Source organism: Acinetobacter wuhouensis, assembly GCF_001696605.3.
Classification (GTDB): Bacteria; Pseudomonadota; Gammaproteobacteria; order Pseudomonadales; family Moraxellaceae; genus Acinetobacter; species Acinetobacter wuhouensis.
The window spans coordinates 425628-450934 of sequence record NZ_CP031716.1 but is presented as its reverse complement, the minus strand read 5'-3'; the positions used below and the strand labels follow the sequence as shown (position 1 = coordinate 450934).

Genomic DNA, 25307 nt, shown 5'->3' with positions numbered 1-25307 from the left:
TTACTCTAAACGCCCTTTCATTCTTTCAAGCCAAACTTGTTTAGTTTGTGGCTTCACGAATAATGCCACGATTTCAGGATGAATACTCTTAATCTTTGCTTCAATTCTGTTCACGCAGGTTTCAATCTCATCTGAAGTAAGCCCATCTTTAAATTCTAAACTTAAAGAAGCGATTACTTGATGAGCTCCCATTTGTTCTGTCAGTACACCATTGGCAGAATATACAGCTTGATCTTCTTGCGCGACCTGCAACACATTATGTCGCAATTTGGGATCTGCTGTTTCCCCCATCAACAATCCTTTCGTTTCTCTCGCCAAAAGTAAAGCTGAAATGGCTAAAACGACACCAATCAATACCGAAGCCACACCATCTAAAACAGGTAAATTAAATTGATGTGCACAAAAAATTCCAACCAAAGCAATCAATAAACCAATCAATGCTGCTGAATCTTCAAATAAAACGGTAAATGTCGTCGGATCTTTACTACGTCGAAATGCCTCGAAATATCCCATTGAACCCTTGGTCTTTTTAAAGGTTTTTAGGGCAATAAACCAAGACGTTCCTTCACAAAGAATCGCGAACCCTAACACGGCGTAATTCACCATTGGAGATTCAATCACTTCAGGATGACGTATGTGTTGAATACCTTGAAAGATAGACACCACTGAGCCCAAAGCAAAAACCAATAAAGCAACAATAAAGGCCCAAAAGTATAACTCTCGACCATAGCCAAATGGATGTTGGTAATCGGCAGTTTGTTGCGATTTCTTTAAACCATATAGCAACAATATTTCATTCAGTGTATCCACAACAGAATGTACAGCTTCACTTAACATTGCAGAACTATTTGTAATATACGCTGCAACAAACTTAACCAATGCGATGGCTAAATTACCAAAAAGTGCTGCATATACAACAATTTTGTTAGAATCTGACATTTATTGTCCTGTTTTTTTTCATCAAATACATCGATTTGATTTTTATACCGATATTCATTCATATTAGCGAAACAACATGTGATTTTTCTTTATTTTTTGTTTCTTTTCACACTTGAGTGAATGTTTTATGGAAATAGACCTGAACCATATTCTGGACACATCATCAAAAGATCATCCGCAACTCTTAAAAATCTGGGAAGATTCTGTTCGCGCGACACATGATTTTTTAAATGAACAACATATTGTACAAATTAAAGAGTCGATCATTCAGCATCATTATTTTGATCACGTACAATTGTTTCATGTGGAACGAGATGGAAAAATCGCGGGATTTATGGGTTTGGCATATCAGAAAGTTGAAATGTTATTTGTCGATCCACAGTTTTTCGACCAAGGCATTGGTTCTATCCTGATCAAAAAAGCTTTTGAATTGGGAGCACATGAAATTGATGTCAATGAACAAAATCAACGTGCTTTGAATTTCTATCTTAAACATGGTTTTAAACAAATTGCGCGTTCTGAATTAGACTCAGAAGGTCGACCATTTCCTATTCTACATCTACGTTTTCCAAACCATTGTTAAATTCATTTGAAAATCGGAACATAAAAAAACTGAGTATAAAACCTGAGTAAAATCACTCAGGTTTAAAATGACAAGAAACCGAGATTATTTAACTAACTTACGTAGTTCTTGGCTCATATCCAAATGCTTATCTGCTTCAAAATTAGCTTGTTTGCTGATGAGTTTTTTCAAAAGACGCATCTCTTTAGCAGCATTGACGGTAATACCGCCCACAATCACACCATCCGTTATACCAAATAGGATGAATGATGATTCAGCACCTTTAGCAGCATCCATTTCACCACGAATGTGCCATTCAGCTGCTGCCATATCACCGACAAATTGATAATTAATATTCAGTTGATCTGTCCAGAACCATGCAGGATTTGGCATTGGATGCTCAACACCCATCACATGACGCGCAAAAATTCCTGCTTGTAAATTGGCATTTTCCCAAGTTTCGACACGACCATATTGACCATTGCCACGTAATTGCGTTGCCACATCGCCTGCTGCATAAATATCAGGATGTGATGTTTGACAGTTTTCATTGACCTGAATGGCAAAGTCTACGTTCAAGCCTGCATCCACAGCCAACTGTGCATTTGGGATAATCCCGATGCCGTAAATGACGGCATCTGCACGAAGTTCTTCACCACCTTCAATGGTAATCACTACTTCTTCACCATCCTGATTTTGCTCAAGACGACAATCCGCAATCTTGGTTTCAAGACGTACATCGACACCTGCAAGGCGTTGTTGCGCTAAAAGAAATTCACTCAAGATCCGTGGCGATGAACGTCCCATCACCATGTTGCCCATTTCAATGACTGTCACTTGGCAATCTTTAAAACGTGCAGAAGAAGCAAGTTCTAGACCAATCACGCCACCACCGATTAAAACAATACGACGACCAGCTTGTAGTACAGGAACAAGGGCTTGAGAATCTTCAAGGTTACGTAAGGTATATACGTGTTTACCTAATGCATCGAAGTTTGGCAAACGACGTGCTGCGCCACCTGTGGCAAGCAGTAACTTATCAAAGGCAATGCTTTCACCATGTTTAAGTTCAACTGTTTTTGCCTCAGCGTTGATTTTCACCACACCATTGCCACGAATATGTTCAACGCCCAAATCTGCTAATTTCTGTTCTGACAAAATCTCAATTTTGGTTTCATCAGGTTTTAAAATCACATCTTTAGACAAAGGTGGACGTTCGTATGGTAGATGTGTTTCATCTCCCACCAAAATGATCTTGCCTTCATATTTGTTGGCACGAAGTTCTAAAATGGCGCTCGCACCTGCTTGACCTGCACCAACAATTACAATGGTTTTCGTCTCATTTTGGCTCATGGGAGATTTCCTTTATTTATTTCAATTCAGCAGATACGATGCCAAAGCCCGCAATCCACTCACTAATATCTTCGTAGCAATGTGTGGTCATGTCGTATTCACCCACTTCATGCATCGCAGCAAAGGCTGCCATCCAAGAACGGACTTCCTGACCGCCACGTCCGCCATCTTTACGGATTTCAGCTTCAGTCATCGCTTCAATTGTGGCAAAGTCAGCTTTGGCAAAAGTCTCAAGTAAGGCACGATCCCATTCAGGATTCAGTGGTACAGCCACAGAGGTATCACCTGCTGCCAATTTTTGTCCTACAGCAATGATTTTGCCCTGACGTGTATTGCGTGATTCTTCACTTGGATTACGTCCACAAATCAAGAATTCTTCCACTTCAGGCTGTACTGAACCCATTTGTGGTGTTGGTGGATCGTGTGATAAGCCACCTGTTCCTAAAATCAAAACACGTTCATTTTCAAGGTTCAATGATTTAACAAACTGACCGACTGCACGACCTAAAGCCACTGTACGTTTGGTGGTGGGCATCGGTGCAGCAGCACCATTGATAAAAATCGGAATGGTTGGGTAGCGATCTAGTTTTCCACCGCATAAAAAATGTAAGGGCTGTGTTACACCATGATCGGCTTGCATACGGTATGAATAGGCAACATCGACACCTTCATCTAAAACACGGCGTACTAAATCAATCGCTGTTTCTTCAGGTACATCAATTTTATTGTCAATTTTGCCATAGTCCCAATCGCCTGCCGCTGTAGCACGAATCCCCACGCAAAAACTTGGCATCAAGTCATAGAAGAAACCATTAAAGTGGTCAGGACCGAATGTGATAATTAAAGTCGGATTGTATGCTTCAACTACTTTGGCAAGTTGAGCAAAAGTGTCACGCACTTTTTGTTCTTTGTATTGTTGTTGCGGTGATGCAAACTCCATCAATGGACTGTGCGATGCACAAATGAGCTTAACAGGCATGTTGGACTCCGAAATAGAAGTAATAGCTATACTTCTTAATCTCCCCTAACCCCTCTTTGAAAAGAGGGGAACTTTCGAATATAAAAACCATTTAAATTCGAGATACTCCCTCCTTTGGAAAAGGTGAGGAGCATGCTCCGCAAGGGGAGGATTTAATCTATGAATGGTTAAGTGAATCAATCACTCATCAAAGAAACCTGCACGTGGTTGGCGTAATCCACGAATCCCTAAACCACATTCCGCATTGATCAATACACCTGTCAGTGGGCGATTGTTTTGACGAGATGCAAGCAGTACGTATGAACCAGTCATTTCTTCAGGTTCAGGGAGGAAGTTCAATGGCATACCACGGGCAATTTTCTCAGGATCACGTGCATCCAATAAGCCTACATTTTCCTGACCTAAAGATGCCGCACCTTTGATATTGACATTCATACCTGAGGGCGCAACGGCATTCACTCGTACTTTAGGCGCAAGCTCATAGGCCAATTCTTTCATAATTCCAACCCCTGCATGCTTAGACGCTGTATATACAGGGCCTCCGCCTGCTGAGTACAAGGCTGAATTAGACAAAGTAAATATGATAGCCCCTTCAGAAGCGATCAATGCATCAAGTGCAGCTTTCGCTCCAAGGATTAAAGACTTGGTATTGATGCCCATAATTTCATCAAATGCTTTCTCAAGTTGTTCACCTGAAGTATTGACGATATCTGCGTAATGATCCCAAATTCCTGCATTACCCACGAAGCAATCAAGTTTACCAAAGCGTTCAACGGTGGCATTTACCGCACGGACATTGTCTGCATAGTTGGCTACATCGCCCTCAATTGCTAAGACTTGACCACCAAAATGTTCATTTAAAGCATCCACTTTGGCTTTAGAACGCTGAAGCACTGCAACTTGTGCACCCTCTTCAATAAAACGCTCAACCAATGCCCAACCTAAACCTGAACCACCACCAGTAATCAGTGCAACTTCGCCTTGTAGCCAACCCATGCTTATTCTCCTGCCATTTCTACAAACAATTGACCATCTTCCACAATCACAGGGAATGTTTTGATTGGATCAGTTGCAGGTAGACACAATGCTTCACCTGTTTTTAGACAAAAACGTGCAGAATGTAATGGACATTCCACCGTACCATCATCTTCCAGATAACCTTCAGACATAGAGGCATTACCATGTGAACAACGGTCATTCATGGCAAAGAATTCACCGTTGTTATTAAACACAGCAAGTGCTTCGATGCCATTTACACCACACTCAACTTTCAGTGCTTCGCCTTCATCTAACTCATCAATTTGGCAAACAAAAATTTTATTCATCAGAAGAACACGCTCAAGTTGTGTGAGTTGTAAGTCACTTGGTCTAGGGTAATTTTACGGTTGAAAATCTGCCATCCTAAGCCGCCTTCAACTTGGCGAAGTTTGTCATGACGTTTACCGCAGTAAATCGTCACATCTTTCTCTTTCTGTGTACGGTAAAGTAAATAGGTGACGTAAACATCGTATTCACCATCAACTTCGGTCGCTTCAACAATCACGTTTGAAACCATGTGCGTGGTACGTGACGGAGGTTCTTCCGCCCAAGCCATACCTGTTTCAAGACGCGCAACACGGCGTTCCAGCAAATGCTTATTGTCATTAAAAACCCACGTCGTTGGTGGCTCAACAGAACGACGGCGGTCACGGGTTTGTGCATTTGGTGTGGTGCGAAGCGTATAAGAAATATCTTCTGCGAAGACATCTAACCATTCACGGAATTTCCAGTCATCGAGTAATTTTGCTTCACGATATAAAAATTGGCTGATCTGATGCTGAAGTTCTAAGCTGACTAAACTCATTTCACAAGCTCCTGCTCATACGCTTCTGCCGCAGCCTCTACGTCTTCCCATTTTTCATGAATCAGTAAATCTGCCCAACGACGATACATACCACGTGCGGCTGTTTCAGAGAAAATGTAGTTGGTAATCCCAGGAATACCATCTTCACGGACTTTTTCATTACCTAAACCCATTTCCATAATGAGTTGGTTTTTACGTGCTTTATAACCACGAAGTACTTTTTGAATCTCAATCCAGTTCTCAGAGTCATCTTGTTCCAAGAAACCCGCAGGACCAAAGGCACGGGTCGCAGAACGTTCAAAAGCTTCTTTCACTTCTTGTGATGCTTCTGCATCGGCGATACAGAATGCCCACACTTCTGTTTTGTTTGGACCACGTGGATGCCATACACGAAGTGTTGCCGTACCATTCAACCATGACAATGTTGGGAACATGGTGTTATGACCTGCAAGACGTAAAGCACGGACTTCACCCAAACGTTCTTTGACTTCATCGAATGTTTCACGGAAATAGTTGGCAACTTCACCATCCACCCAGACGTTTGCATCAGGTTTCTCTGTAAAGAAAAAGCCTGAACCATGACCACGTGAACCATATTGAATTGCATCTTTGGCTGTTTCCCAAACAGGACGAGCGGTTTGGGCAGCACCTAATTTTTTAGAGCCTTCATCATCAGGTTTTGCACCTAAGACTTGAATCGCAGAAGCATGTGAGAACAATGCATGGTATTGGTCAGATGCAAACTGTTCTGCTGCAAATTTCCAGTTACACTCGATTTCCCACTTATGTACACCCCCGATGATTTCTGTACCACCCGGACGACGGTCTAATACACCATCCAAATACCAAGCAATATCACCCATGTATTCTTCAAGATCAGGTGTGCTTTCATCCCAACAACCGAAAATTAAGCCCTTATAAGATTTGACACGGTTAACTTCGATCAAGCCCCATTTTTCTTTACATGCACCTTGTGGAAATGCACGATCTTCCAGTGGAATATCTTTCAGTGAACCATCAACACCGTATGACCAACCGTGATATGGACAGGTGAATGCACGGGTATTACCACAGTCTGCAAAACTGACACGCATCGAACGGTGACGGCATTGGTTCAATAATGCTTTGATTGAGCCATCTTTTTGACGCACCACAATGATTGGATCTTCACCCATATAGGTGTTAAAAAAATCACCTGCTTTTGGAATTTGGCTTTCATGGCAAAGGAATAACCAAGTACGACCGAAAACTCGCTCTAATTCCAACTCATACAAATCTGGATCTGTATAAATAGATGGCGAGATACGTCCATTTTGTGCATCGACCAAAGCGTCGATTTCACGTACATCAATTTTTCCACTCATGAAAGCTCTCCTGCGACAAACGTGGGGTCACAAACAAATTGACTCAACTTTGCACAAATCATCGCTTTTGAGACGAGTTTTAGGGAAATATTTATTTTGTTTTAATTAATACCTTTTTTGAATTATTAGCAGCGTTATTTTCTATATTAGAATGGCAATGCTTTTGCAGACTTCATTTATTTTCTAAATGGCATAATCATCTTCACGCCATAGTTGTTTATAGATTATACTCTCACAGCTTATTAGTAAGACATTTTTTGGATTACTCTTTGGACGAGTTATATGGAATTACGACATCTAAGATACTTCATTACTGTGGCTGAAGAACTCAACTTCAGTAAAGCAGCATTGAAACTTTATACCGCACAACCTTCTCTCAGTCAGCAAATCAAAGACCTAGAAGAAGATGTCGGTGTCAGACTACTGAATCGTACTAAACGTAAAGTTGAACTGACCGAAGAAGGTGCTGTTTTTCTAGAACAAGCACGCTTAACTTTGGCACAAGCGGACAAGGCTGTTGCCATGGCACGCCAAGTCTCCAAAGCCAAACAACAGTTACTTCGTATAGGCTTCGTTCCTGTTGCAGAAATGAAGGTTTTTCCTTATGTACTGCCTAATTTAAGGGTACAAAATCCTGATCTTAAAATCGAATTATTAAGCTTAAACAACCTTGAGCAAATGCGTGCGATTAAGAAAGGTGAATTGGATGTCAGCTTTACCCGACATAACTTTCACAATGATGAAATTGAAAGTAAGTTTGTCCTACGTGAGCCTTTGATTTTTATTTTACCCAAAGATCACCCTTTGGCGAAGTATGAACGTATTCCTGTTAAAGCATTGAATGGTATTGATTTTATTATTCCTGCCGAAGAGCAATCAGGTACGTTGCACAACGCTATTTTAGACTTTGCCAAACAGAATAATATTGAATTTAATATCGTGCAAAAAGCCGATAATATTTTGTTTAATATCAACTCGATTGGTATGGGGCTAGGTTGCACAATCCTACCTGGTTATATTGCACCACTCACCATGAGCAACACGGTCATTCGCCCACTCGATGTAGAGCTTCCGTATTTAGATTTGTATGTCAGCTACCGTAAAAATATGGATTCTGTCGCTGTACAAAAATTTATGGAACTCTTAACAAAGGTATTTTATCTCGATATCAATCGCTCAGATCGTTAATTTTTAACCACCTCATACATCTTGCTTTTTGCACCATTATTTATTTTTAAAATAATGGTGGCTGAATCACAGAGAACCTATTCACACTTTCCAACAATAAGTATAAATGAATAAGTCTGCTTTTATTTTTTACAAATGAATCTAAACACTTCATCTTTTTTTATACGCATCAGTATTGTCAGTCTTTCTCATTAACTTTGATATTGACTACAACTTAAGTCTAATCACCTCCCACAAATTCAGCTAAGATATTTATACATAAAACATAACAATTTTAAGTTTGGGTGATGTTGATGAGGACAATACATACGTTTCACCGCTTCAAGTCAGGAGTGCAATCTCGTCCTTACTTTTTTATAAGCTTTATCATCACAGCCCTACTCTATGTAATGATCGCTTTTTCAACAAATTGGAATTGGTCTACAAATCTATTATTCAGTTGGAATATTGCTATTTTTGTCTATCTTATTTTGACCATGAAAACATTATGGACAACCAATCGAGCGCATATTTTAAAACGAGCACAGCAACAAGATGCCAGTAAATGGATCATCCTATTTTTAGTCATTTTAAGCCTAATCATGTGTTTTATCGCGATTATTATTGAATTAACACATTTGCCAAATGATCATATGGTCAAATTAGGGCATTTGATTTTAGCAATGGTCACCATCATTTTCGCATGGTTATTTATGCACACCATTTTTGCGATTCACTATGCGCATGACTTTTATTTAGCAGTCGCAAAACATCAAGATGGTGGCTTAGATTTTCCTAAAACACCTGAACCCACTTATCCAGAATTTATATATTTTAGTTATGTAATTGGCACTTCTGCACAAACTGCTGATGTTTCTTTAACCTCAAGTTCAATGCGTACACTGAATATTTTACATATCCTTTTGGTGTATGGATTTAACACCACAATTTTGGCGATCTGTATCAATGTTGCTGCGAGTTTTATTATGAGCTGAGCAACAAAATACTCTTTCATTTACTTCCCATTATAAGTGCTACTTTGACGTCACGACCTTATACCTTTACAACATGTACAGAATATTGTACATTTATTTTATACTCCATCGTGTAGATGGTTTAGATTACTTATTCATCGCCCATATAGATGATCGAGGTATTTAAATGCACGTATTTACATATACAGATGCACGTAACAATCTAAAAACTGTTTTAGATAAAGTGATAGATGATGCCGATGTCGCTGTAATTACTCGTAAAGAAGGACAACATGCCGTTGTCATGGGACAAGATTATTACAATAGCATTATGGAAACATTACACCTGTTATCTTCTCCAAGTAATGCTGCCCATTTAGCAAAATCAATTGCTGAATTACGCGCATCGAAAGCAGTCGAAAGAGAACTTTTAGATGACACGACTGACTAGTTTCACGCCTACAGCTTGGGAAACTTATATTTATTGGCAAAGCCAAGATAGAAAGACGCTCAAAAGAATCAATACTTTAATCAAAGAATGTCAACGTACACCCTTTGAAGGTATTGGGAAGCCTGAAGCTTTACTCGGTGATTTATCTGGATTGTGGAGCAGACGTATAGATGAAAAGAATCGACTGGTCTATGAAGTCACAGATACAGCAATCACCGTAATTTCCTGCCGTTATCACTATGAATAAAAGCATGAGCTAATCCATGCTTTCATTACAACTCTACTCAAAGGGCTAAAAAAGGACAGCTTTCGCCATCCTCTTGTTTACCTTGATATAGAAAATTTACACACCACGTGCAGTTAAATAATCTTTAATTACCGTATTAAATTCTTCAGCTTTTTCCACTTGTGACCAGTGACCACACTGACTGAAAATGTGCGCATCGGCATGTGGTACAGTATTTAGAATATCCCATGAGCGTGATACTGGAATCACCACATCTTGTACACCATGAATCAACAGTACAGGTACGGTAATGTCTTTCATTTTGTCAAAATCGAGTGGAAATTCAAAACGGTCACGATCACGTGCCCCAACCACATCCATTAAACGATTTGATGCATAGTCATTTGCCGCAGAAGCAAAACGTACTTTCACCAATTCATCTGTAATCAAGTCTTTGTTTACCACAAACATCGACAAGGTTTTTTTGATGCCTTCTTCTGTCAATACAGGATTTGCATGCGCTTTCAGTGCTGCTGTTTGTTTTGCACCACCTGTACCCATAGATACAATACCGAGTACACGATCTGGATAATCCATTGCCAATTGGAAAGCTAACCAACCACCAAGTGAGTTACCCACCAACCAAGTTTTTTCAATGCCTAAAGCATCCAAAGTACGTACTGCATGATCAACCCATGCACGAATACCATAAGCAGTATTTGGTGCTACCACAGTTTGACCATAACCAATAGTATCAATCGCGATACAACGTGCTTGCTCACCAATTTGTGGCAAGTTTAACCACCAGTTTGCAGCTGCAGAAACACCTGTACCTGAACCATGTAAAAACAGAATCGGTGTACCCTCACCTATTTCATGATAATGGGTGAGTTCGCCTTCAGCAGTTTCAATCCATTTATCTTCTAAGCCGAAGAATGCATCAGTTTTATAATCTGGGATTTGTACAGTACTCATACCTATTCCTTTACAGCCTATCTATGGGTTGAATCCATTTGAAAACGCATCAATATGGATTCAAACTGACTAATTTACAGCTTCATAGTACCTGTGAATTTGAGTGAAATTGATACTTAATAACGATGACAAACTACAAAAAAACGATAATTTAAACCATTGTTTTAAAACGATTAAATTTTGAAAAATATAACATTTATATCCTATTCTACAAATAGATACGCGAAACCGTCATTCGCAACTGTTCGAGGCAGGACTACATAAATTAGTTAATGTTTTTGCGAAGAATCAGTCAAAAGATGGTTGCTGTCGAGTTTTGCGAATGACAATGGTTTTGCCTACTTTTCCCGAAAGAAAAGTAGGTCGAGCCGAAGGCTTATCCTAAAATTAAAACTTTTGATGTAAGACTCCTCCGAGTAATTACATACAAATTTAAGTTAAAAACGATAGGTATACGTCGTCGCAATACGATTCTCTGTTAAATCCACAAATCCTGGCACATTGGCATAATTCACATTGATATACATCCATTGAAAACCAAGACCTTTAAGCTTACCCTCAGGAATTACATAATTTACAATCAAATTATCTTCCTGTTCCTTACCACGTGTACCATTGTTATTTTTAATATTTGAACCATCATAATGACGTGCAGTCACAGTCAAACCTTTGGCAATCGTATCTTTAAAATCATAGGTATAACCTAAACTCCAAGAACGCTCATCTTTACGAATAAAGCTCGCCACTGACCAATTCACCAAATACGGCTGTGGCACCCAACCTGAAAGTGTCGGGAACATCGCATTCACATTACCCGTATCACCAAAAATCTGTTGATAGCCTGCATCGACCGTATGGTTGTCATGTATCCACGCGCCACGAAGTGAAAGTGCTTGGTTATCAATTGCACCATAAATCGCATCACCTGAATCTTGGTTATCGAAATAACGGATATGTGTGGCGATTTTATTGTGCCCATCAAGCTTTTTATTAAAAGCCAAACCAAGATAATTTTGGCGGTAAATATTATCTACATCCGCATAGAAATAGCTTGCTGCCAACTCAGGTGTGACTTGATAGTCCACACCTGCGATGAGCATATTTTCGCTATCGCCTTCACGAACTTTACCTTTATCCGTATTTAATTCATTGGGCCACAGTCCAAAATCATGCACCTGATTTTCATAACGTGAATTCACACCATCTAAATAACCCAAAGTGAGTTTGGTATTTTTAAGGTCTTTAGATTCTAACCAAGCACCTTCAAATGTGGTGAGTAATTGGCGTGATGGGTCAAAATGCACCACAGGTGACATCGGTAAAATTTCACCCACTTTCAGTTCTGTTTGGCTGATTTTCGCTTTTAAAGTCGCACCCAATTTTGCATTATCACGGGCTTGCTCTTTGCTGTTGTAATCGTATGGCATGACATAGTCATTATCACCACGATCTCCACTTAAACGTAGAGCATATTGTGCCAAAACATCCACACCCACTTGCACAGGACCAAGTTCTGCATAACCAGATTTAGCATCCAATGTTACTGCCTGTGACCAGCTGCCGAAATCTTGAGGTTTAGTTTTATCAGGTTGATCGAGCTGACGATCTAAGAAAAAGTTGCGAAATTTGAGTTGGACTTGACTGTCTTCTACAAACACTGCATGCGTTGCCGTTGTCCCTAAAACTGCTGTTGCAGTACACATTGCTATCCATAATGATTGACGGCGCATCGTTGCTTTCCATAAAACAAAATCTAAGCGGACATCATGCGGAACTCTAGTTTTTGATAAAATCAGACCACAGTATTAAGTTTTATCTATGTTTTAACCATTCGTCGCAGTATGATCTTTTTTAATTTATTTTTAATATATTTAAACAATAAGTCTTTTTTAACCATTATTTCAGTTTAGGATTTTATTATTGTAAAATGATAGGTTTTTTGAATGAATAAACAGAATAATTATTACATTATGAAATCTTTTAGCGTTTTTAAGTTTAAAAATATTTTTAATTTTGCATTTTTAATTTTTTTATTTATAAGAAATAGCGTTTAAGTCAAAGGAATTTTCTATAGCAATTTATTTTACAGCCCACCCTCACATCGAAATAACGACAAGCTAAACACATCATAAATATCATATTTTTATACCCACAAAGTATTTGAATCAAAAAGCAGACCTCAGTAAATTGAGTTGCGCTTTTCACAACTACTTACAGGATGTAAAACCTTATGAAAAGAATTCAGGCAGCATTACTTGCAACACCTTTATTGATTTTATCTCAAATCAGTTCTGCGGATTGGGTCAAAGACGCTGTCATTAAAACAGAACCTCAAACCATTCAATTACGCCATCAAATTCATCAACATCCTGAACTTGGCAACATGGAGTTTAATACTTCTAAATTAGTTCAAAAAGAACTCAAATCATACGGGATTGAAGTTAAAACTGGATATGCAAAAACTGGGGTAGTCGGTGTTCTCAAAGGTGCTTTACCTGGACCAGTGATGGCTTTACGCGCAGATATGGATGCCTTACCTGTTGAGGAAAAAACTGGTTTAAGTTTTGCCAGTAAAGTTAAGGCGCTCTATCAAGGAAAGCAAGAATCAGTGATGCATGCTTGTGGACATGACACACATACCGCAATGTTACTGAGTGCTGCCAAAGTTCTCGCTGAAAATAAGGATAAACTTGTGGGTACTGTCGTTTTTGTTTTCCAACCTGCTGAAGAAGGCGCAGCAGACATTGATAATTTTACCCAAGGTGACCAAATTGGTTCTCGTAAAATGATCGCTGATGGTGCTTTTAAGCAGAACAAACCCGAAGTTATTTTTGGCATTCATGTGATTTCAGGCATGCCAACTGGCAACCTGTTCTATAAAAGTGGTGCAATTTTAAATAGCGCAGATGAATTCCGCATTAAATTAACAGGTCAACAAGTTCATGCATCTATGCCATGGGCTGGAACGGATCCAATCGTGACTTCTGCTCAGGTGATTACCAATTTACAAACACTCATCAGTCGCCAGTCTGATCTAACCAAAGGCATGGGTGTTGTGAGTGTTGGACAAATTTCTGGCGGAACTGTGAGCAATGTTATTCCCGAAGAAGTTTCAATGGCGGGAACAATTCGTACAAATAACGAAGCTATCCGTCAGAATATTTTGAAAAAACTCCCAGAAATGGTGAAATTTACGGCACTAGCAAATAATGTGAAAGCCAATGTAGACATTTCATCTTATGCACCTGTGACCACAAATGATAAAACTTTGACTGAACTTACAGCACCAGCGCTCGAAACTGCGGTTGGCAAATCTCAATTACACCTCTTGGATAATAATGCGAGTCCAAGCGAAGACTTTGCCTATTATGGGAAATTAATGCCATCACTTTTTGTTTTCCTTGGCGCAACACCTGCTGACCAAGATATGGCAAAAGCAGCACCTAACCATAGTTCAGAATTTGTTGTCGATGATGCAACCCTAAAAACTGGGGTAGAAACACATGTCCGTTTTATTTTGAATTACCCATCTATTGCCAAGCAAGTTCAAGCTTCATGGAAAGCACAATAAGCTCTTTATTCAAAGCTTTTCACATCTAACTTTCGCTCATTAACTGCATGAACACTCAATTTCAAAATGAAATTGAGTGGATTAACTTTGCCTATTTTTAGGTAATTTATTTCAAAACATCTTAACAAAGGACTTATTAAGATGAATAAAATTTTCACTCTACTTGCGCTTTCTACACTCATTGCTACAAGTTCTGTATATGCAGGAACAATCAATATTGGTGATTCAAAAACGGATTTAGGCGGCTTAAATATTGGAGGTGCTGTTCGTGGTGCTTATGTTTACAAAGATTTTGCCGATGATGTGAGTGAAGGCTCAACCAATGGGCAATTCAAATTTCTTGATATCAAGCTGATGTTAAATTATGAAAATCCCAATTGGCTTGCCTCTTTTGAAGCGCGTTGCTACCAATATGATCGTTTATGTGATGCGATCTTTGTCCGTGATGCTTGGCTTGGCTATAAACTCAATGAACATAGCCGTATTTCAGCTGGACAACAAGATGTTGAGTTTGGTTTTGGTCGATATTGGGGGAATACCAACTATGGTTCGCTCTTTTCATCAATGGGCTTTGAAGGTGTAGAAAACGTCGGTGTTAAGTACAAGTTAAATCAAAATGATTATGCGTTTACACTCGGATTTTATCCAAAAGATGGTGGAAATTTTAAAGGTGTCAGTAAAGATTCAAGCCGTTATGGTGTGAGTTATGTGGAGGCGGATGACATTGAAAATGGCACACATATTGAGGAAGAAAATATATGGGCTACACGCTTTGCCAAAACATTTAACATAGATTCAGAAAAAAACTTTAAAACTGAAGTTGGTGCTTCATATTTGCACTCTGACTTAGACAATCGAATCAGTGGTGAAACGGGTAAACGAGACTCTTGGAATGCATTTGCAACAACGGATTATCAAAACTGGCAGTGGTTGATTATCGCAGGGCAACAAAAAGTAGATAATGCAGATGCATTACGTCCAAATGATTCGACCTTAGGTGCTCGAGATTACTCTTATCAAGTTGCAAATGATGGAAAGTTTATGTTGAGTGAAATCAATTACTCAATTAAACAACCTTTTGAAAATGTTCCTGAAATTAAGCCTTATCTGTCTTATGGAAAATACTATAAGGATCAACAAGGATATCTAGATTCAGAACGAATCAATGCGGGTGTATATTTCTTCTATAAAGACATTGGTGTTCAAGCAGAATATATCATCAGTAAAAATGACCCTGCTGTCGGTGGTAGTAGCACTTCACTTGCTCAAGGTGACAATCAGGACACCAATAAAATGTTTGCTTTTTCAATTGGATATTTTTTCTAATCGTTAAGACTTGATTTGGTACTTGACCTGATAATTAGTGTTAAATTTTCCAATCCATAAAAAAGTACAGGATCAATCCTGTACTTTTTCTTTCTTAAACAATATTGCTCATCAGCGTTTTAAGCATTCGCCTCTTTAGCTTTAGACATAGTCAATGCAAGATCTTCGATCATATCTTCCTGACCACCCACCGTACCACGGCGACCCAGTTCAAGCAGAATTTCACGAGCTGATACACCATATTTTGCTTCAGCACGTTTAGCAAACAACAGGAATGAAGAATACACGCCTGCATAACCTAAAGTCGCTGCATCACGATCCGCACGAATCGGTTGTTGCATCATCGGTACAATCAACTCTTCAGCAATATCCTGTACTTTGAACAGATCCACACCTGTTTCCATCTGCATACGGTTCGCCACAGCAACAAACAGTTCAAGTGGTGTATTACCCGCACCTGCACCTAAACCTGCAGATGCTAAATCGACACGTTTTGCACCTGCATCAACTGCAGCCACAGAGTTCGCTACGCCCATGCCTAAGTTATGGTGACCGTGGAAACCGATTTCGATATCAGAAGCAAGATTAGCACGTAAGATACCGACACGATCAGTCACATCCTGTGGAAGCATATAACCTGCTGAGTCAGTCACGTAAATACAGTTTGCACCGTAAGACACCATTTTCTGTGCTTCTTCGAGTAATTTCTCAGGAGTAGCCATGTGTGCCATCATCAAGAAGCCCACGGTGTCCATACCAAGTTTACGTGCAGCAGTAATATGCTGTTCAGAAACATCGGCTTCAGTTGAATGCGTTGCCACACGAATCGTTGCGACACCCACATCATGTGCCATTTTCAGATGGTCAACCGTACCGATTCCAGGTAACAGTAAAGCTGATACTTTAGCTTGTTTTAAATTCGGAATAACGGCTTTTAAGTATTCTTCATCAGTTGCAGCAGCAAAACCGTAGTTAACCGAGTTACCACCTAAACCATCACCATGCGTCACTTCGATTAACGGGACACCCGCATCATCGAGTGCAATTGCAATCGCAACCATTTGCTCAGGGGTAGTTTGATGGCGCATCGGGTGCATACCATCACGTAAAGTCATATCATTAATAATAATCTTAGACATGAAGATGCTCCTTATGCTTCTACTTGGTTAGCGATCAGACGTTCTGCAAACATTTCTGCAGTACGTGCAGCAGCTGCGGTCATGATGTCGAGGTTGCCTGCATATTTGGGTAAATAGTCACCCAGACCTTCAACTTCCAGGAACATAGATACACGGTTGCCATCAAATACAGGACCATTGACCAGTTTATAACCTGGTACGTATTTCTGAACTTCCTTGATCATGGCATGCACAGATTCAGTGATTGCTGCCTGGTCAGGTTCGCCTTCCACCAGGCAATGCACTGTGTCACGCATCATCAGTGGTGGCTCAGCTGGGTTAATGATAATGATCGCTTTACCCGCTTTTGCACCGCCCACCTGCTCAATCGCGCCCGCAGTCGTACGGGTAAATTCATCAATATTTTTACGTGTACCTGGACCGACTGATTTGGTCGATACAGTGGCAATAATTTCACCATACTCAACCGCCTGTACACGTGAAATCGCAGCCACCATCGGAATGGTTGCCTGACCACCACAAGTCACCATGTTTACATTTGGCAAATCACCTGCTTCAAGCAAAGCTTCAAGGTTTACAGGTGGTACACAGAATGGACCAATCGCCGCAGGCGTTAAGTCAATCATCTGTACGCCAAGCTCGTTGAGCTTACGGCTGTTTTCAGCATGTACGTATGCAGAAGTCGCATCAAAAGCAATTTTAATGTCGTCAGCAATCACATGAGGAAGCAGACCATCGACACCTTCAGCAGTGGTTTTAATGCCCATTTTTGCAGCACGTGCCAGACCTTCAGATGTTGGGTCAATCCCTACCATCCATACAGGTTCTAAAAACTCACTGCGTTGTAATTTATAAAGTAAATCAGTACCAATATTCCCTGGACCGATCAATGCACATTTAATCTTTTTCATGAACAATATCTCTTAACGCTACGTTGTAAAATGCAGGCGTTGTAAAACTTAAGACCTGGTAAAATTCAGATTTATTCAGCCGCAAAAGCCGCAGTCACTGAACCAAAACCTTCAATTTCCACAACAAATTCATCACCTGCATGTGCCACAACCATTGGACCCAATGCACCAGTCAAAATAATGTCACCTGCCAAAAGTGGACGACCACGACGTACCATTTCATCTGCTAACCAAACGGCTGCATTGAGCGGATTTGAAAGACAGGCTTTACCCACACCTTGAGAAACCACTTCACCACTACGCGTCATGGTCATTTTGCAATTTACAAGGTCAAGATTTTCAAGTTTGACAGGCTTAGAGCCGAGTACATACGCCGCAGAAGACGCATTATCAGCAACAGTATCAATCAGTGAAATTTTCCAGTTTTCGATACGGCTATCGACCACTTCAACCGCAGGCAAGGCATATTCAGTCGCACTGATAATGTCTGCGTAAGTGTGTTTTTCCTGGGTTAAATCTTTATTGATCACTAACGCAATTTCAGCTTCAACTTTCGGTTGAATGAGCAAACCTGCAGGAATGGCTTCACCATCACCAAATGCCATATCAGCGAATAACATTCCAAAATCAGGAGAATCAACACCTAACTGCTTTTGTACGGCAATTGAAGTCAAACCAATTTTGCGCCCTACTAAACGACGACCCTCAGCGATCGCACGTTTAGTATTTTCTTCCTGAACGGCATAGGCGATATCTACATCGGCACTTTCACCCCCAAGTTGCGGACGAACAGGCGCAATCGCCGTTTTTGATAATTCAGCTTCTCTTAAAGCCAAAGCAACCGATTCAACACTTGTTTGAACAACAGCAGAATTCGACATCATGTTTCCTTAAACTGCAAAATGGACTGAATACCGTTTTAGATGGCTGAATCTCGACATTACCCAATGAGAGATTTTGCTGGGATGATCAGATCAATCTCTGCAGTTCTACTGCATCTGAACACCATTTTTCTTTAAAACGTGTACTTTTATGAACAGTTTAAGCATCGGTAAATTGCTGTTTTTGTGCCAATACTTATTTTATTTATGACAATAGTTAGAACCTATAAATCTTTATCCATATTTTTAGATGAATAAACAAGCGTTATAAATCAATTAGAAATACCAGTAAACTACTCAGAATTCAGGTCGTTGTTATTTTTGAGGGAACTTTGTTCTACGACTAAAAGCTAATATAGCGATGAACAGAAAATGGCTTTTCAGCCAAAAAATAACAGAACCATACAATCTTTTAAATATGAAAAAAGGGCAAAAGTGAATGACTTTGCCCTTTTCTTTATGAGAATGAAGCGACGATGGATATTGATTAAACCACGTCTTTAAGCTGAACCTGTTGAAGTAAAAAATCATGCAAAGCGCTGACATCATTCGCAATCGTTAATGGATTAAAGCTTTGTAAAACTTCAATCCGATGTACCCCATAACTCACGCCTACACGTGGCATCGCAATGTTTTTCGCCATTTCCAGATCATAAGAAGTATCACCGACCATAATCGCACGATCAGCCTGAATCCCTGTGTGTTGTAAAATTTCAGCCAACATTAATGGATCAGGTTTGGACTTGGTTTCACTCGCTGCACGGGTCACGGTGAATAATTCATGACTGTTGGTTTGCCCCAACACACGATCTAAACCTTTACGGCTTTTACCTGTCGCCACTGCCAATTTGATGTTTTGTGCATGTAAATCATATAGCATTTCAGAAACACCAGCGAACCACTGATCACCTTTGGAATGCTCCACATAATGATCACCATAGCATTTTAAAATTTCTGTATGCAGTTCAGGCACAGTTGGAAATAAAACCTGAGCCACTTCAGGTAAACCTAAACCGATAATACTTTTTGCAGCTTCAGGTGTTAAAGGTTGCTCAAATTGCTCAGCAGCAAACAATAAACTCGCCACAATCTGCCCGACAGAATCAAACAGTGTTCCGTCCCAGTCAAAAATAATCAGTTCTACAGGTTTTTGCATGTTTATTTCCAATAAGTTCCCTCTCCTCTCAGGAGAGGGTTAGGGAGAGGTGAAGCCTAAATTTGACTCTTTCTTACATCCCTTCCCATCAGGAAGATAAAGAGTTCTCCTTTAAAAAAAGGAGAGAGGACCTTTCATTATTCGACAAATACTATCAATTTTAAAATTGAAATCCCCTCTCCTGAGCAAGTTTTAAAGCACTGCTTTAAAACGAAGTGCAAGTGAGGGTTCGGGAGAGGTAAAAAGCTATTAATTAAACAACAGGCTTATCCGCTTTCTGCGATCTTAACTGCGCCACCAAACTCTGCATATCTTCAGGCAAAGGTGCTTCAATCACAGGATAGCTTGGAATTTCCAAACGCATCGCATGCAGACACAAACGACGTGGATTAGGTCCACGATATTCAGTTTCATGTCCATACTTATCATCCCCAACGAGTGGATGACCAATACTCAAACCATGCACACGAATCTGATGCGTGCGTCCAGACAGCGGTGAAGCATGTACAAGCGTTGCATGCATAAAACGCTCAGCGACTTTCCATTGTGTCTTAGATTCTTTACCGTCTTTTGACACACGGACACGACGTTCGCCATTTGCCAATTCATAACGCAATAAAGGTTGATCAATCAATTGATCATCCAAACTCACTTGACCTTTGGCAATTGCAGCATAAGTCTTACGAATTTTATGTTCACGCAACAAGTCTTGCAGTGTTTTCAGTACGCTACGCTTTTTACTAATCATCACCAAACCAGACGTATCACGGTCAATACGGTGAATCAATTCTAAATATTTTTTACCTGTTGCAGCACGCAACCCTTCAATCAAACCATAAGCAACACCGCTACCGCCATGTACTGCGATGCCTGAAGGTTTATTGACCACCATTAAACCTTCATCTTCATAGACCACACGGCTTAATAAACTTTGCGCCACCTTATCTGACACAGGCACAGCAGACTCATCTTTTTGCTCAAAACGAATCGGTGCAACACGGATCTGATCGCCAATCGCGAGCTTGGTTTCAGCTTTAACGCGCTTTTTATTAACACGAACTTGCCCCTCACGAATCAAACGATAGATGCGACTTTTTGGCACACCTTTTAAACGTGAAAATAAAAAATTATCAATACGTTGAGCTTCCTGATGTTCGTCGACTTCAAACCAGGTGACACTTTGCCAGTCTTGCGTAGAATTCATACAGTTACGATGACCTAATAAAACGAAATTTTGATTAAAAACTGATCACTTAGACTATACATTTCATACAAAATAACCGTATAGCCCATAGGCAGATGATGCAAGGTTTGCTATAGTCAGCGCACGGATACCACCGTAAGTGAACTTTATTATCTGTATTTCAGAAACTTTTGAAACAAAAAACTTTTTGAAAGCACAGACAGAATAAAGCATTCACCCAAAGCTCGGAATGGTCCCAAAAGAATACGCCGACGCCGAAGGCTTTATTATATCGGCAAAAAGACAAACTGTTGCGTTTAATTGTACTTAAAGTACAGAAATCGGTTTGTTTAAAAATATATGTCGCCAAACTGGTCATTATCCAGCATTTGGTTTTTAAACATAAACTGATACACATCAGCCAAGTCGCTTTAGAGTGTTATTCAGGACATAAGTGTCTGAGGTATTGGAACTGCACATTTTGTAAAGATACGATGATAATTCCGTATCAAGACGCACTCACCAAAGTTGAGATGATCTTCGAGCAATGTCGCAGTGAAAGACGATCAAATCCGTCATCCAATGCACCACTTTCAGTGCCAGTGAAAACCTCAAAACTTTAATTGTGCAAAGATTAAAGAAAGTATTGCAACATCAATACGGAAATACAGGTATCAAACCCTCGCCTGAGCTCACAACTCAGTCAGCAACTTAAATCATACTGGATGTTTTTGGTTTAAGTCTTGATCCAATATTTTAGATGTTCGCTTTATTTATATAAATAGCGAGTTGTTGGTGTGGATCACTATTAGGTGTTACACCCATGAAACGTATGTTGATCAATGCAACACATGCCGAAGAAGTTCGCGTTGCACTCATCACTGGTCACCGTCTTTACGATTTCGACTTAGAAAATCGTACACGTGAGCAAAAGAAAGCCAATATTTATAAAGGTCATGTCACTCGCGTAGAGCCTTCTTTAGAAGCTGTATTTGTAGAATATGGTGCAGGTCGTCAAGGCTTCTTGTCGATGCGCGAAATTGCCAATACTTATTACAAAGCAGACCCTCGCCAAACTTCAAATATTCGTGAATTGATCACTGAAGGCACAGAACTTCTTGTTCAAGTTGAAAAAGAAGAACGTGGCAATAAAGGTGCTGCCCTTTCTACTTATATTTCACTTGCAGGTCGTTATTTGGTACTTATGCCAAACAACCCTAAAGGTGGCGGTATCAGTCGTCAAATTTCAGGTTCAGTTCGTGAAGAGTTGAAAGAAATGTTGGCGTCTTTAAATACCCCTCGTGGGATGAGCGTCATCGTTCGTACCGCAGGTATTGGTCGTTCACAAGAAGAATTACAACTCGACTTACAACATTTATTAGACCTTTGGGCACAAATCCAAGGGACTGCAAATTCTGGTCCATCACCAATGTTGGTACATCAAGAAGCAGGTGTAGTGACACGTGCGATTCGTGATTATCTACGTGATGATGTTGCAGAAATTTTAATTGATTCTGAGCAAGCCTATAACGAAGCATATAACTTTGTTAAAGCGGTAATGCCAAACCAACTCGACAAACTCAAAACTTATACTTTAAATGAACCATTATTTGCTCATTTTGGTATCGAAAGCCAAATCCAAACTGCTTATGAACGTGAAGTAAAACTTCCTTCCGGTGGTTCTATTGTCATCGACCAAACTGAAGCATTGGTTTCTATTGATATTAACTCTGCGAAATCTACCCGTGGTCATGATGTTGAAGAAACAGCATTAAGTACTAACTTAGAAGCAGCTGAAGAAATTTCTCGTCAATTGCGTTTACGTGATATTGGCGGTTTAGTCGTGATCGACTTTATCGACATGACCAAAGAACGCAACCAACGTATGGTTGAAGCGAAACTTCGTGAAGCGACGCAAAGCGATCGTGCACGTATCCAATTTGGTCAATTATCACGTTTTGGTTTAATGGAAATGAGCCGTCAACGCTTGCGTCCATCACTTGAAGAAGCAACTGGTTATGTCTGCCCGCGCTGTCATGGCACAGGTATGGTACGTGACTTACGTTCGCTTTCTCTTTCAATCATGCGTAAAGTTGAAGAGATTGCACTCAAAGAACGTCATGGTGAAGTTCAAGTTGAAGTGCCTGTAGAGATTGCAGCATTCTTATTGAATGAAAAGCGTCACAGTCTTGTTTACTTAGAACAAACCTCAAATGTACGTGTGACTGTATTGCCACATCCACATTTAGAAACACCACATTACGAAATTTCGTATAACCCTGAAGGCTTTGCGCCAACAAGCTATGAACGTACTGAAGCAACTCGTTCAAGCGAAAAAGAATTGGGTTATGAGTCATCTGAGTGGCATTTAGAAGAAGAGCAAGCACATCAGCACACTGCTGCACCTGTTCAAACTCAAAACAATAAGCAAGGCAAAAAACAACAAAGCCAACCACAAGCTCAGCAACAGCAAAGACAACAAGCTGTTCAAGCTCAAGTTGCGCAACCATCATCAAGCCCATGCGCTTGGTTAGAAAACTTGTTTGTTCAAAAACAAGCAGCAACTGTAGATCAGTCACGTACTGCGAATAATGCAGCAGCTTCTATTGAACAAATGGTCAATGGTGGTGCGGTAAGCCGTGGTCAATTTGGTCAAGTCAATCAAGCGCCTTCTGCACCAACGATTGAAGCACGTGTTATACCTGAAACCAATGCTTATCTTTCACACGCGCCTGCTCAAAAGCAAGAACCTCGTGAGTATGAAAAGCATGTTGAACGTGAGGACAAACCTCAACGTAACAACAAAAACAAAAATCGCAATAAGCACAAAGAGCAACGCGATCAATCAAATGATCAACATCAGGTGATTGAAGAAGTTGTTCAGGTGACTCGTCAGGAACAACGCCAAGAGCAGCGTCAGGACAATCGCCAAGAACAACGTGATCAACGTCGTCAGCAAAAACAACAACGTCCTCAGCATGAACAACATGCAGATGCGAACAATAATGCTGAACAAGCTGTTCCACGTCGTGACCGCAATCAACAACAGCGTCCACAACGACCAAACCGTCATCGTGACCACAGCGTGTTTAATGGTGAGCAACAACCTGCTCAAGTGAATACACCTGCTGTTGAAACACAACAAGCGGCTCAAAATCAACAACCTAAAGTTGAATTCGTCGATGCACCTCAGCAGGCGCAATTAACTACAGCTTTGGTTGTAAATATTGATCAAGCGCAAAGTGAAATTGTGGCATTAACACCACCACAACAAGCACCTGCACCTGCGAAGCAACAAAAGCATCGTCGTGAAGCTAAAGCTGAAGTTGCCGTTGAAGCACCAACTGCTACACCAGTAGCAAATACAACACCTGTAGAGCAAGCACCTGTTGTAGAAGTTCAAGCTCAACAACCTGTTCAACGTGCGAGTAATGACCCACGTCAAAAGCGCCGTCAACAACGTGAAGCCGCTCAAGCCAAAGCTGCCACACCAAAACTTAATCCGTCTCAAGTACCGACCTTAGGTCAGTATACTGTACGTAGCTTGATTACTCATGTTTATGGTGATGATTGTGCTGTATTGATTGAACAGTTTGGATTAATCCCAACGTTCAACCGTGCGTTGGCGAAGTTCACAGAAGAATATGCTGCAACGCTCACTGTTGTAGAAACTTCTGAACCTGCGGTTAAACAACCAGTAACACGTGATGTTGCTGTGACTAAAGCTGCACCTGAAGCCGAGCCTGCGGAAGTGTTAGACCTAACACCACCAAAGCCAGAAAATGACCGTCGTGTAGCCAATGATCCACGTGAACGTCGTCGTTTAGCCAAACAAGCGGCTGCTCAAGCAAAGCAAGAGCATCAAGCTGAAGTTGTGAAAACAGCTGAATCTGATGTTATTGAAGCAGCACCTGTTCAAGCTGAAGCAACAACTGAAACTATCGCAACTGAGACTGAAGCAACCACACCAGTTGAAGCAGTAGAAACAGAAGCTGCACCAGTGGTTGAAGAAGCAAAAGTTGAAGTTTCAGTAGAAACTGATGCTGTTGTTGATACAACAAAAGAAGCCGAAGCTGAAAAACCACAGCAATCGCTTGCATTGGAAACAGCTGAAACTGTGAAAGATGAAGCAACGCAACAAGCTGAGACTGTTGCGACAGATGAAAAACCTGCTCGTCCACGTCGCCCACGTGGTCGTCCACCCAAAAAAGCAACACCACCAACAACTGAATAATTAGTAATTATTTGCTCAAATGCTGTTGTTTAAAAAGAACCTAGTCATTTCGATGGCTAGGTTTTTTTGTTAT

The 25307-nt window shown here is 40.4% G+C and carries 22 protein-coding genes; 8 read left to right on the top strand and 14 right to left on the bottom strand.

Translation table 11 applies throughout. The features are described from left to right. Positions 1–939, bottom strand: a complete 939-nt coding sequence (locus BEN71_RS02770) for a cation diffusion facilitator family transporter (RefSeq protein ID WP_068973733.1) — start codon at positions 937–939, stop codon at positions 1–3. A gap of 127 nt (positions 940–1066) precedes the next feature. Here BEN71_RS02770 and BEN71_RS02765 point away from each other — a divergent pair, with 127 nt between their 5' ends. Beyond that, complete coding sequence (locus tag BEN71_RS02765; protein WP_068973734.1) at positions 1067–1522, top strand: GNAT family N-acetyltransferase; 456 nt, start codon at positions 1067–1069, stop codon at positions 1520–1522. 84 nt (positions 1523–1606) lie between these two features. Here BEN71_RS02765 and hcaD read toward each other — a convergent pair whose 3' ends face one another. From hcaD to hcaE, 6 genes are all read right to left on the bottom strand, one after another. Further along, positions 1607–2854, bottom strand: coding sequence for a 3-phenylpropionate/cinnamic acid dioxygenase ferredoxin--NAD(+) reductase subunit (hcaD, locus tag BEN71_RS02760; protein WP_068973735.1), 1248 nt, complete (start codon positions 2852–2854; stop codon positions 1607–1609). Positions 2855–2870: 16 nt separating this feature from the next. After that, the gene (locus tag BEN71_RS02755; protein WP_068973736.1) at positions 2871–3833 is read right to left on the bottom strand and encodes a 3-carboxyethylcatechol 2,3-dioxygenase; all 963 of its coding nucleotides are present in this window, start codon (positions 3831–3833) and stop codon (positions 2871–2873) included. A 180-nt stretch (positions 3834–4013) separates the two neighbouring features. Further along, positions 4014–4829 (bottom strand): 3-phenylpropionate-dihydrodiol/cinnamic acid-dihydrodiol dehydrogenase, encoded by an 816-nt coding sequence (gene hcaB, locus BEN71_RS02750; protein WP_068973737.1) that lies wholly within the window; start codon positions 4827–4829, stop codon positions 4014–4016. 2 nt (positions 4830–4831) lie between these two features. Continuing rightward, a complete protein-coding gene (gene hcaC / locus BEN71_RS02745; RefSeq protein ID WP_068973738.1) occupies positions 4832–5158 on the bottom strand; it encodes a 3-phenylpropionate/cinnamic acid dioxygenase ferredoxin subunit in 327 nt (108 codons plus the stop codon). Continuing rightward, positions 5158–5676 carry a 3-phenylpropionate/cinnamic acid dioxygenase subunit beta gene (gene hcaF, locus BEN71_RS02740; RefSeq protein WP_068973739.1) on the bottom strand — a complete coding sequence of 173 codons (519 nt, stop codon included), beginning with the start codon at positions 5674–5676 and terminating at the stop codon, positions 5158–5160. The genes hcaC and hcaF overlap by 1 nt, the downstream gene beginning before the upstream one ends. Continuing rightward, positions 5673–7040: a 3-phenylpropionate/cinnamic acid dioxygenase subunit alpha gene (hcaE, locus tag BEN71_RS02735; RefSeq protein ID WP_068973740.1), complete on the bottom strand. Its 1368-nt coding sequence runs from the start codon at positions 7038–7040 to the stop codon at positions 5673–5675. The genes hcaF and hcaE overlap by 4 nt, the downstream gene beginning before the upstream one ends. A 282-nt stretch (positions 7041–7322) precedes the next feature. On the opposite strand from hcaE, the gene hcaR reads away from it, so the two are divergent. The 4 genes from hcaR (at position 7323) to BEN71_RS02715 (ending at position 9879) form a co-directional block, all read left to right on the top strand. Beyond that, a complete protein-coding gene (gene hcaR / locus BEN71_RS02730) occupies positions 7323–8228 on the top strand; it encodes a DNA-binding transcriptional regulator HcaR (RefSeq protein ID WP_068973741.1) in 906 nt (301 codons plus the stop codon). A gap of 293 nt (positions 8229–8521) precedes the next feature. After that, positions 8522–9202 (top strand): DUF1345 domain-containing protein, encoded by a 681-nt coding sequence (locus BEN71_RS02725; RefSeq protein ID WP_406565258.1) that lies wholly within the window; start codon positions 8522–8524, stop codon positions 9200–9202. Positions 9203–9368: 166 nt separating this feature from the next. Beyond that, positions 9369–9632, top strand: coding sequence for a type II toxin-antitoxin system Phd/YefM family antitoxin (locus BEN71_RS02720; protein WP_068973743.1), 264 nt, complete (start codon positions 9369–9371; stop codon positions 9630–9632). Further along, on the top strand, positions 9616–9879 hold the full coding sequence (locus tag BEN71_RS02715; RefSeq protein WP_068973744.1) for a Txe/YoeB family addiction module toxin: 264 nt from the start codon (positions 9616–9618) through the stop codon (positions 9877–9879). The genes BEN71_RS02720 and BEN71_RS02715 overlap by 17 nt, the downstream gene beginning before the upstream one ends. Positions 9880–9975: 96 nt before the next feature. Here the strand turns inward: BEN71_RS02715 and BEN71_RS02710 are convergent, their stop codons facing one another. Beyond that, positions 9976–10833, bottom strand: a complete 858-nt coding sequence (locus tag BEN71_RS02710) for an alpha/beta fold hydrolase (protein ID WP_068973745.1) — start codon at positions 10831–10833, stop codon at positions 9976–9978. A 437-nt stretch (positions 10834–11270) separates the two neighbouring features. After that, positions 11271–12563 (bottom strand): OprD family outer membrane porin, encoded by a 1293-nt coding sequence (locus tag BEN71_RS02705; RefSeq protein ID WP_068973746.1) that lies wholly within the window; start codon positions 12561–12563, stop codon positions 11271–11273. Between the two features lie 500 nt (positions 12564–13063). Between BEN71_RS02705 and BEN71_RS02700 the strand changes: the two genes are divergently transcribed. Together BEN71_RS02700 and BEN71_RS02695 are read left to right on the top strand one after the other, a co-directional pair. Beyond that, positions 13064–14404 carry an amidohydrolase gene (locus BEN71_RS02700; RefSeq protein ID WP_068973747.1) on the top strand — a complete coding sequence of 447 codons (1341 nt, stop codon included), beginning with the start codon at positions 13064–13066 and terminating at the stop codon, positions 14402–14404. Positions 14405–14545: 141 nt separating this feature from the next. Further along, positions 14546–15730: a porin gene (locus BEN71_RS02695; protein ID WP_068973748.1), complete on the top strand. Its 1185-nt coding sequence runs from the start codon at positions 14546–14548 to the stop codon at positions 15728–15730. Positions 15731–15849: 119 nt separating this feature from the next. Here the strand turns inward: BEN71_RS02695 and dmpG are convergent, their stop codons facing one another. From dmpG to BEN71_RS02670, 5 genes are all read right to left on the bottom strand, one after another. Next, positions 15850–16869, bottom strand: a complete 1020-nt coding sequence (gene dmpG / locus BEN71_RS02690; protein WP_068973749.1) for a 4-hydroxy-2-oxovalerate aldolase — start codon at positions 16867–16869, stop codon at positions 15850–15852. An 11-nt stretch (positions 16870–16880) separates the two neighbouring features. Beyond that, positions 16881–17780: an acetaldehyde dehydrogenase (acetylating) gene (locus BEN71_RS02685; RefSeq protein WP_068973750.1), complete on the bottom strand. Its 900-nt coding sequence runs from the start codon at positions 17778–17780 to the stop codon at positions 16881–16883. A 71-nt stretch (positions 17781–17851) separates the two neighbouring features. Continuing rightward, positions 17852–18661, bottom strand: coding sequence for a fumarylacetoacetate hydrolase family protein (locus tag BEN71_RS02680; RefSeq protein WP_068973751.1), 810 nt, complete (start codon positions 18659–18661; stop codon positions 17852–17854). 487 nt (positions 18662–19148) lie between these two features. Further along, the gene (locus tag BEN71_RS02675) at positions 19149–19817 is read right to left on the bottom strand and encodes an HAD-IA family hydrolase (protein ID WP_068973752.1); all 669 of its coding nucleotides are present in this window, start codon (positions 19815–19817) and stop codon (positions 19149–19151) included. A gap of 253 nt (positions 19818–20070) precedes the next feature. After that, complete coding sequence (locus BEN71_RS02670; RefSeq protein ID WP_068973753.1) at positions 20071–21021, bottom strand: RluA family pseudouridine synthase; 951 nt, start codon at positions 21019–21021, stop codon at positions 20071–20073. A gap of 802 nt (positions 21022–21823) precedes the next feature. Here BEN71_RS02670 and BEN71_RS02665 point away from each other — a divergent pair. Then, the gene (locus tag BEN71_RS02665) at positions 21824–25234 is read left to right on the top strand and encodes an Rne/Rng family ribonuclease (protein ID WP_068973754.1); all 3411 of its coding nucleotides are present in this window, start codon (positions 21824–21826) and stop codon (positions 25232–25234) included. Positions 25235–25307 lie beyond the last annotated feature (73 nt).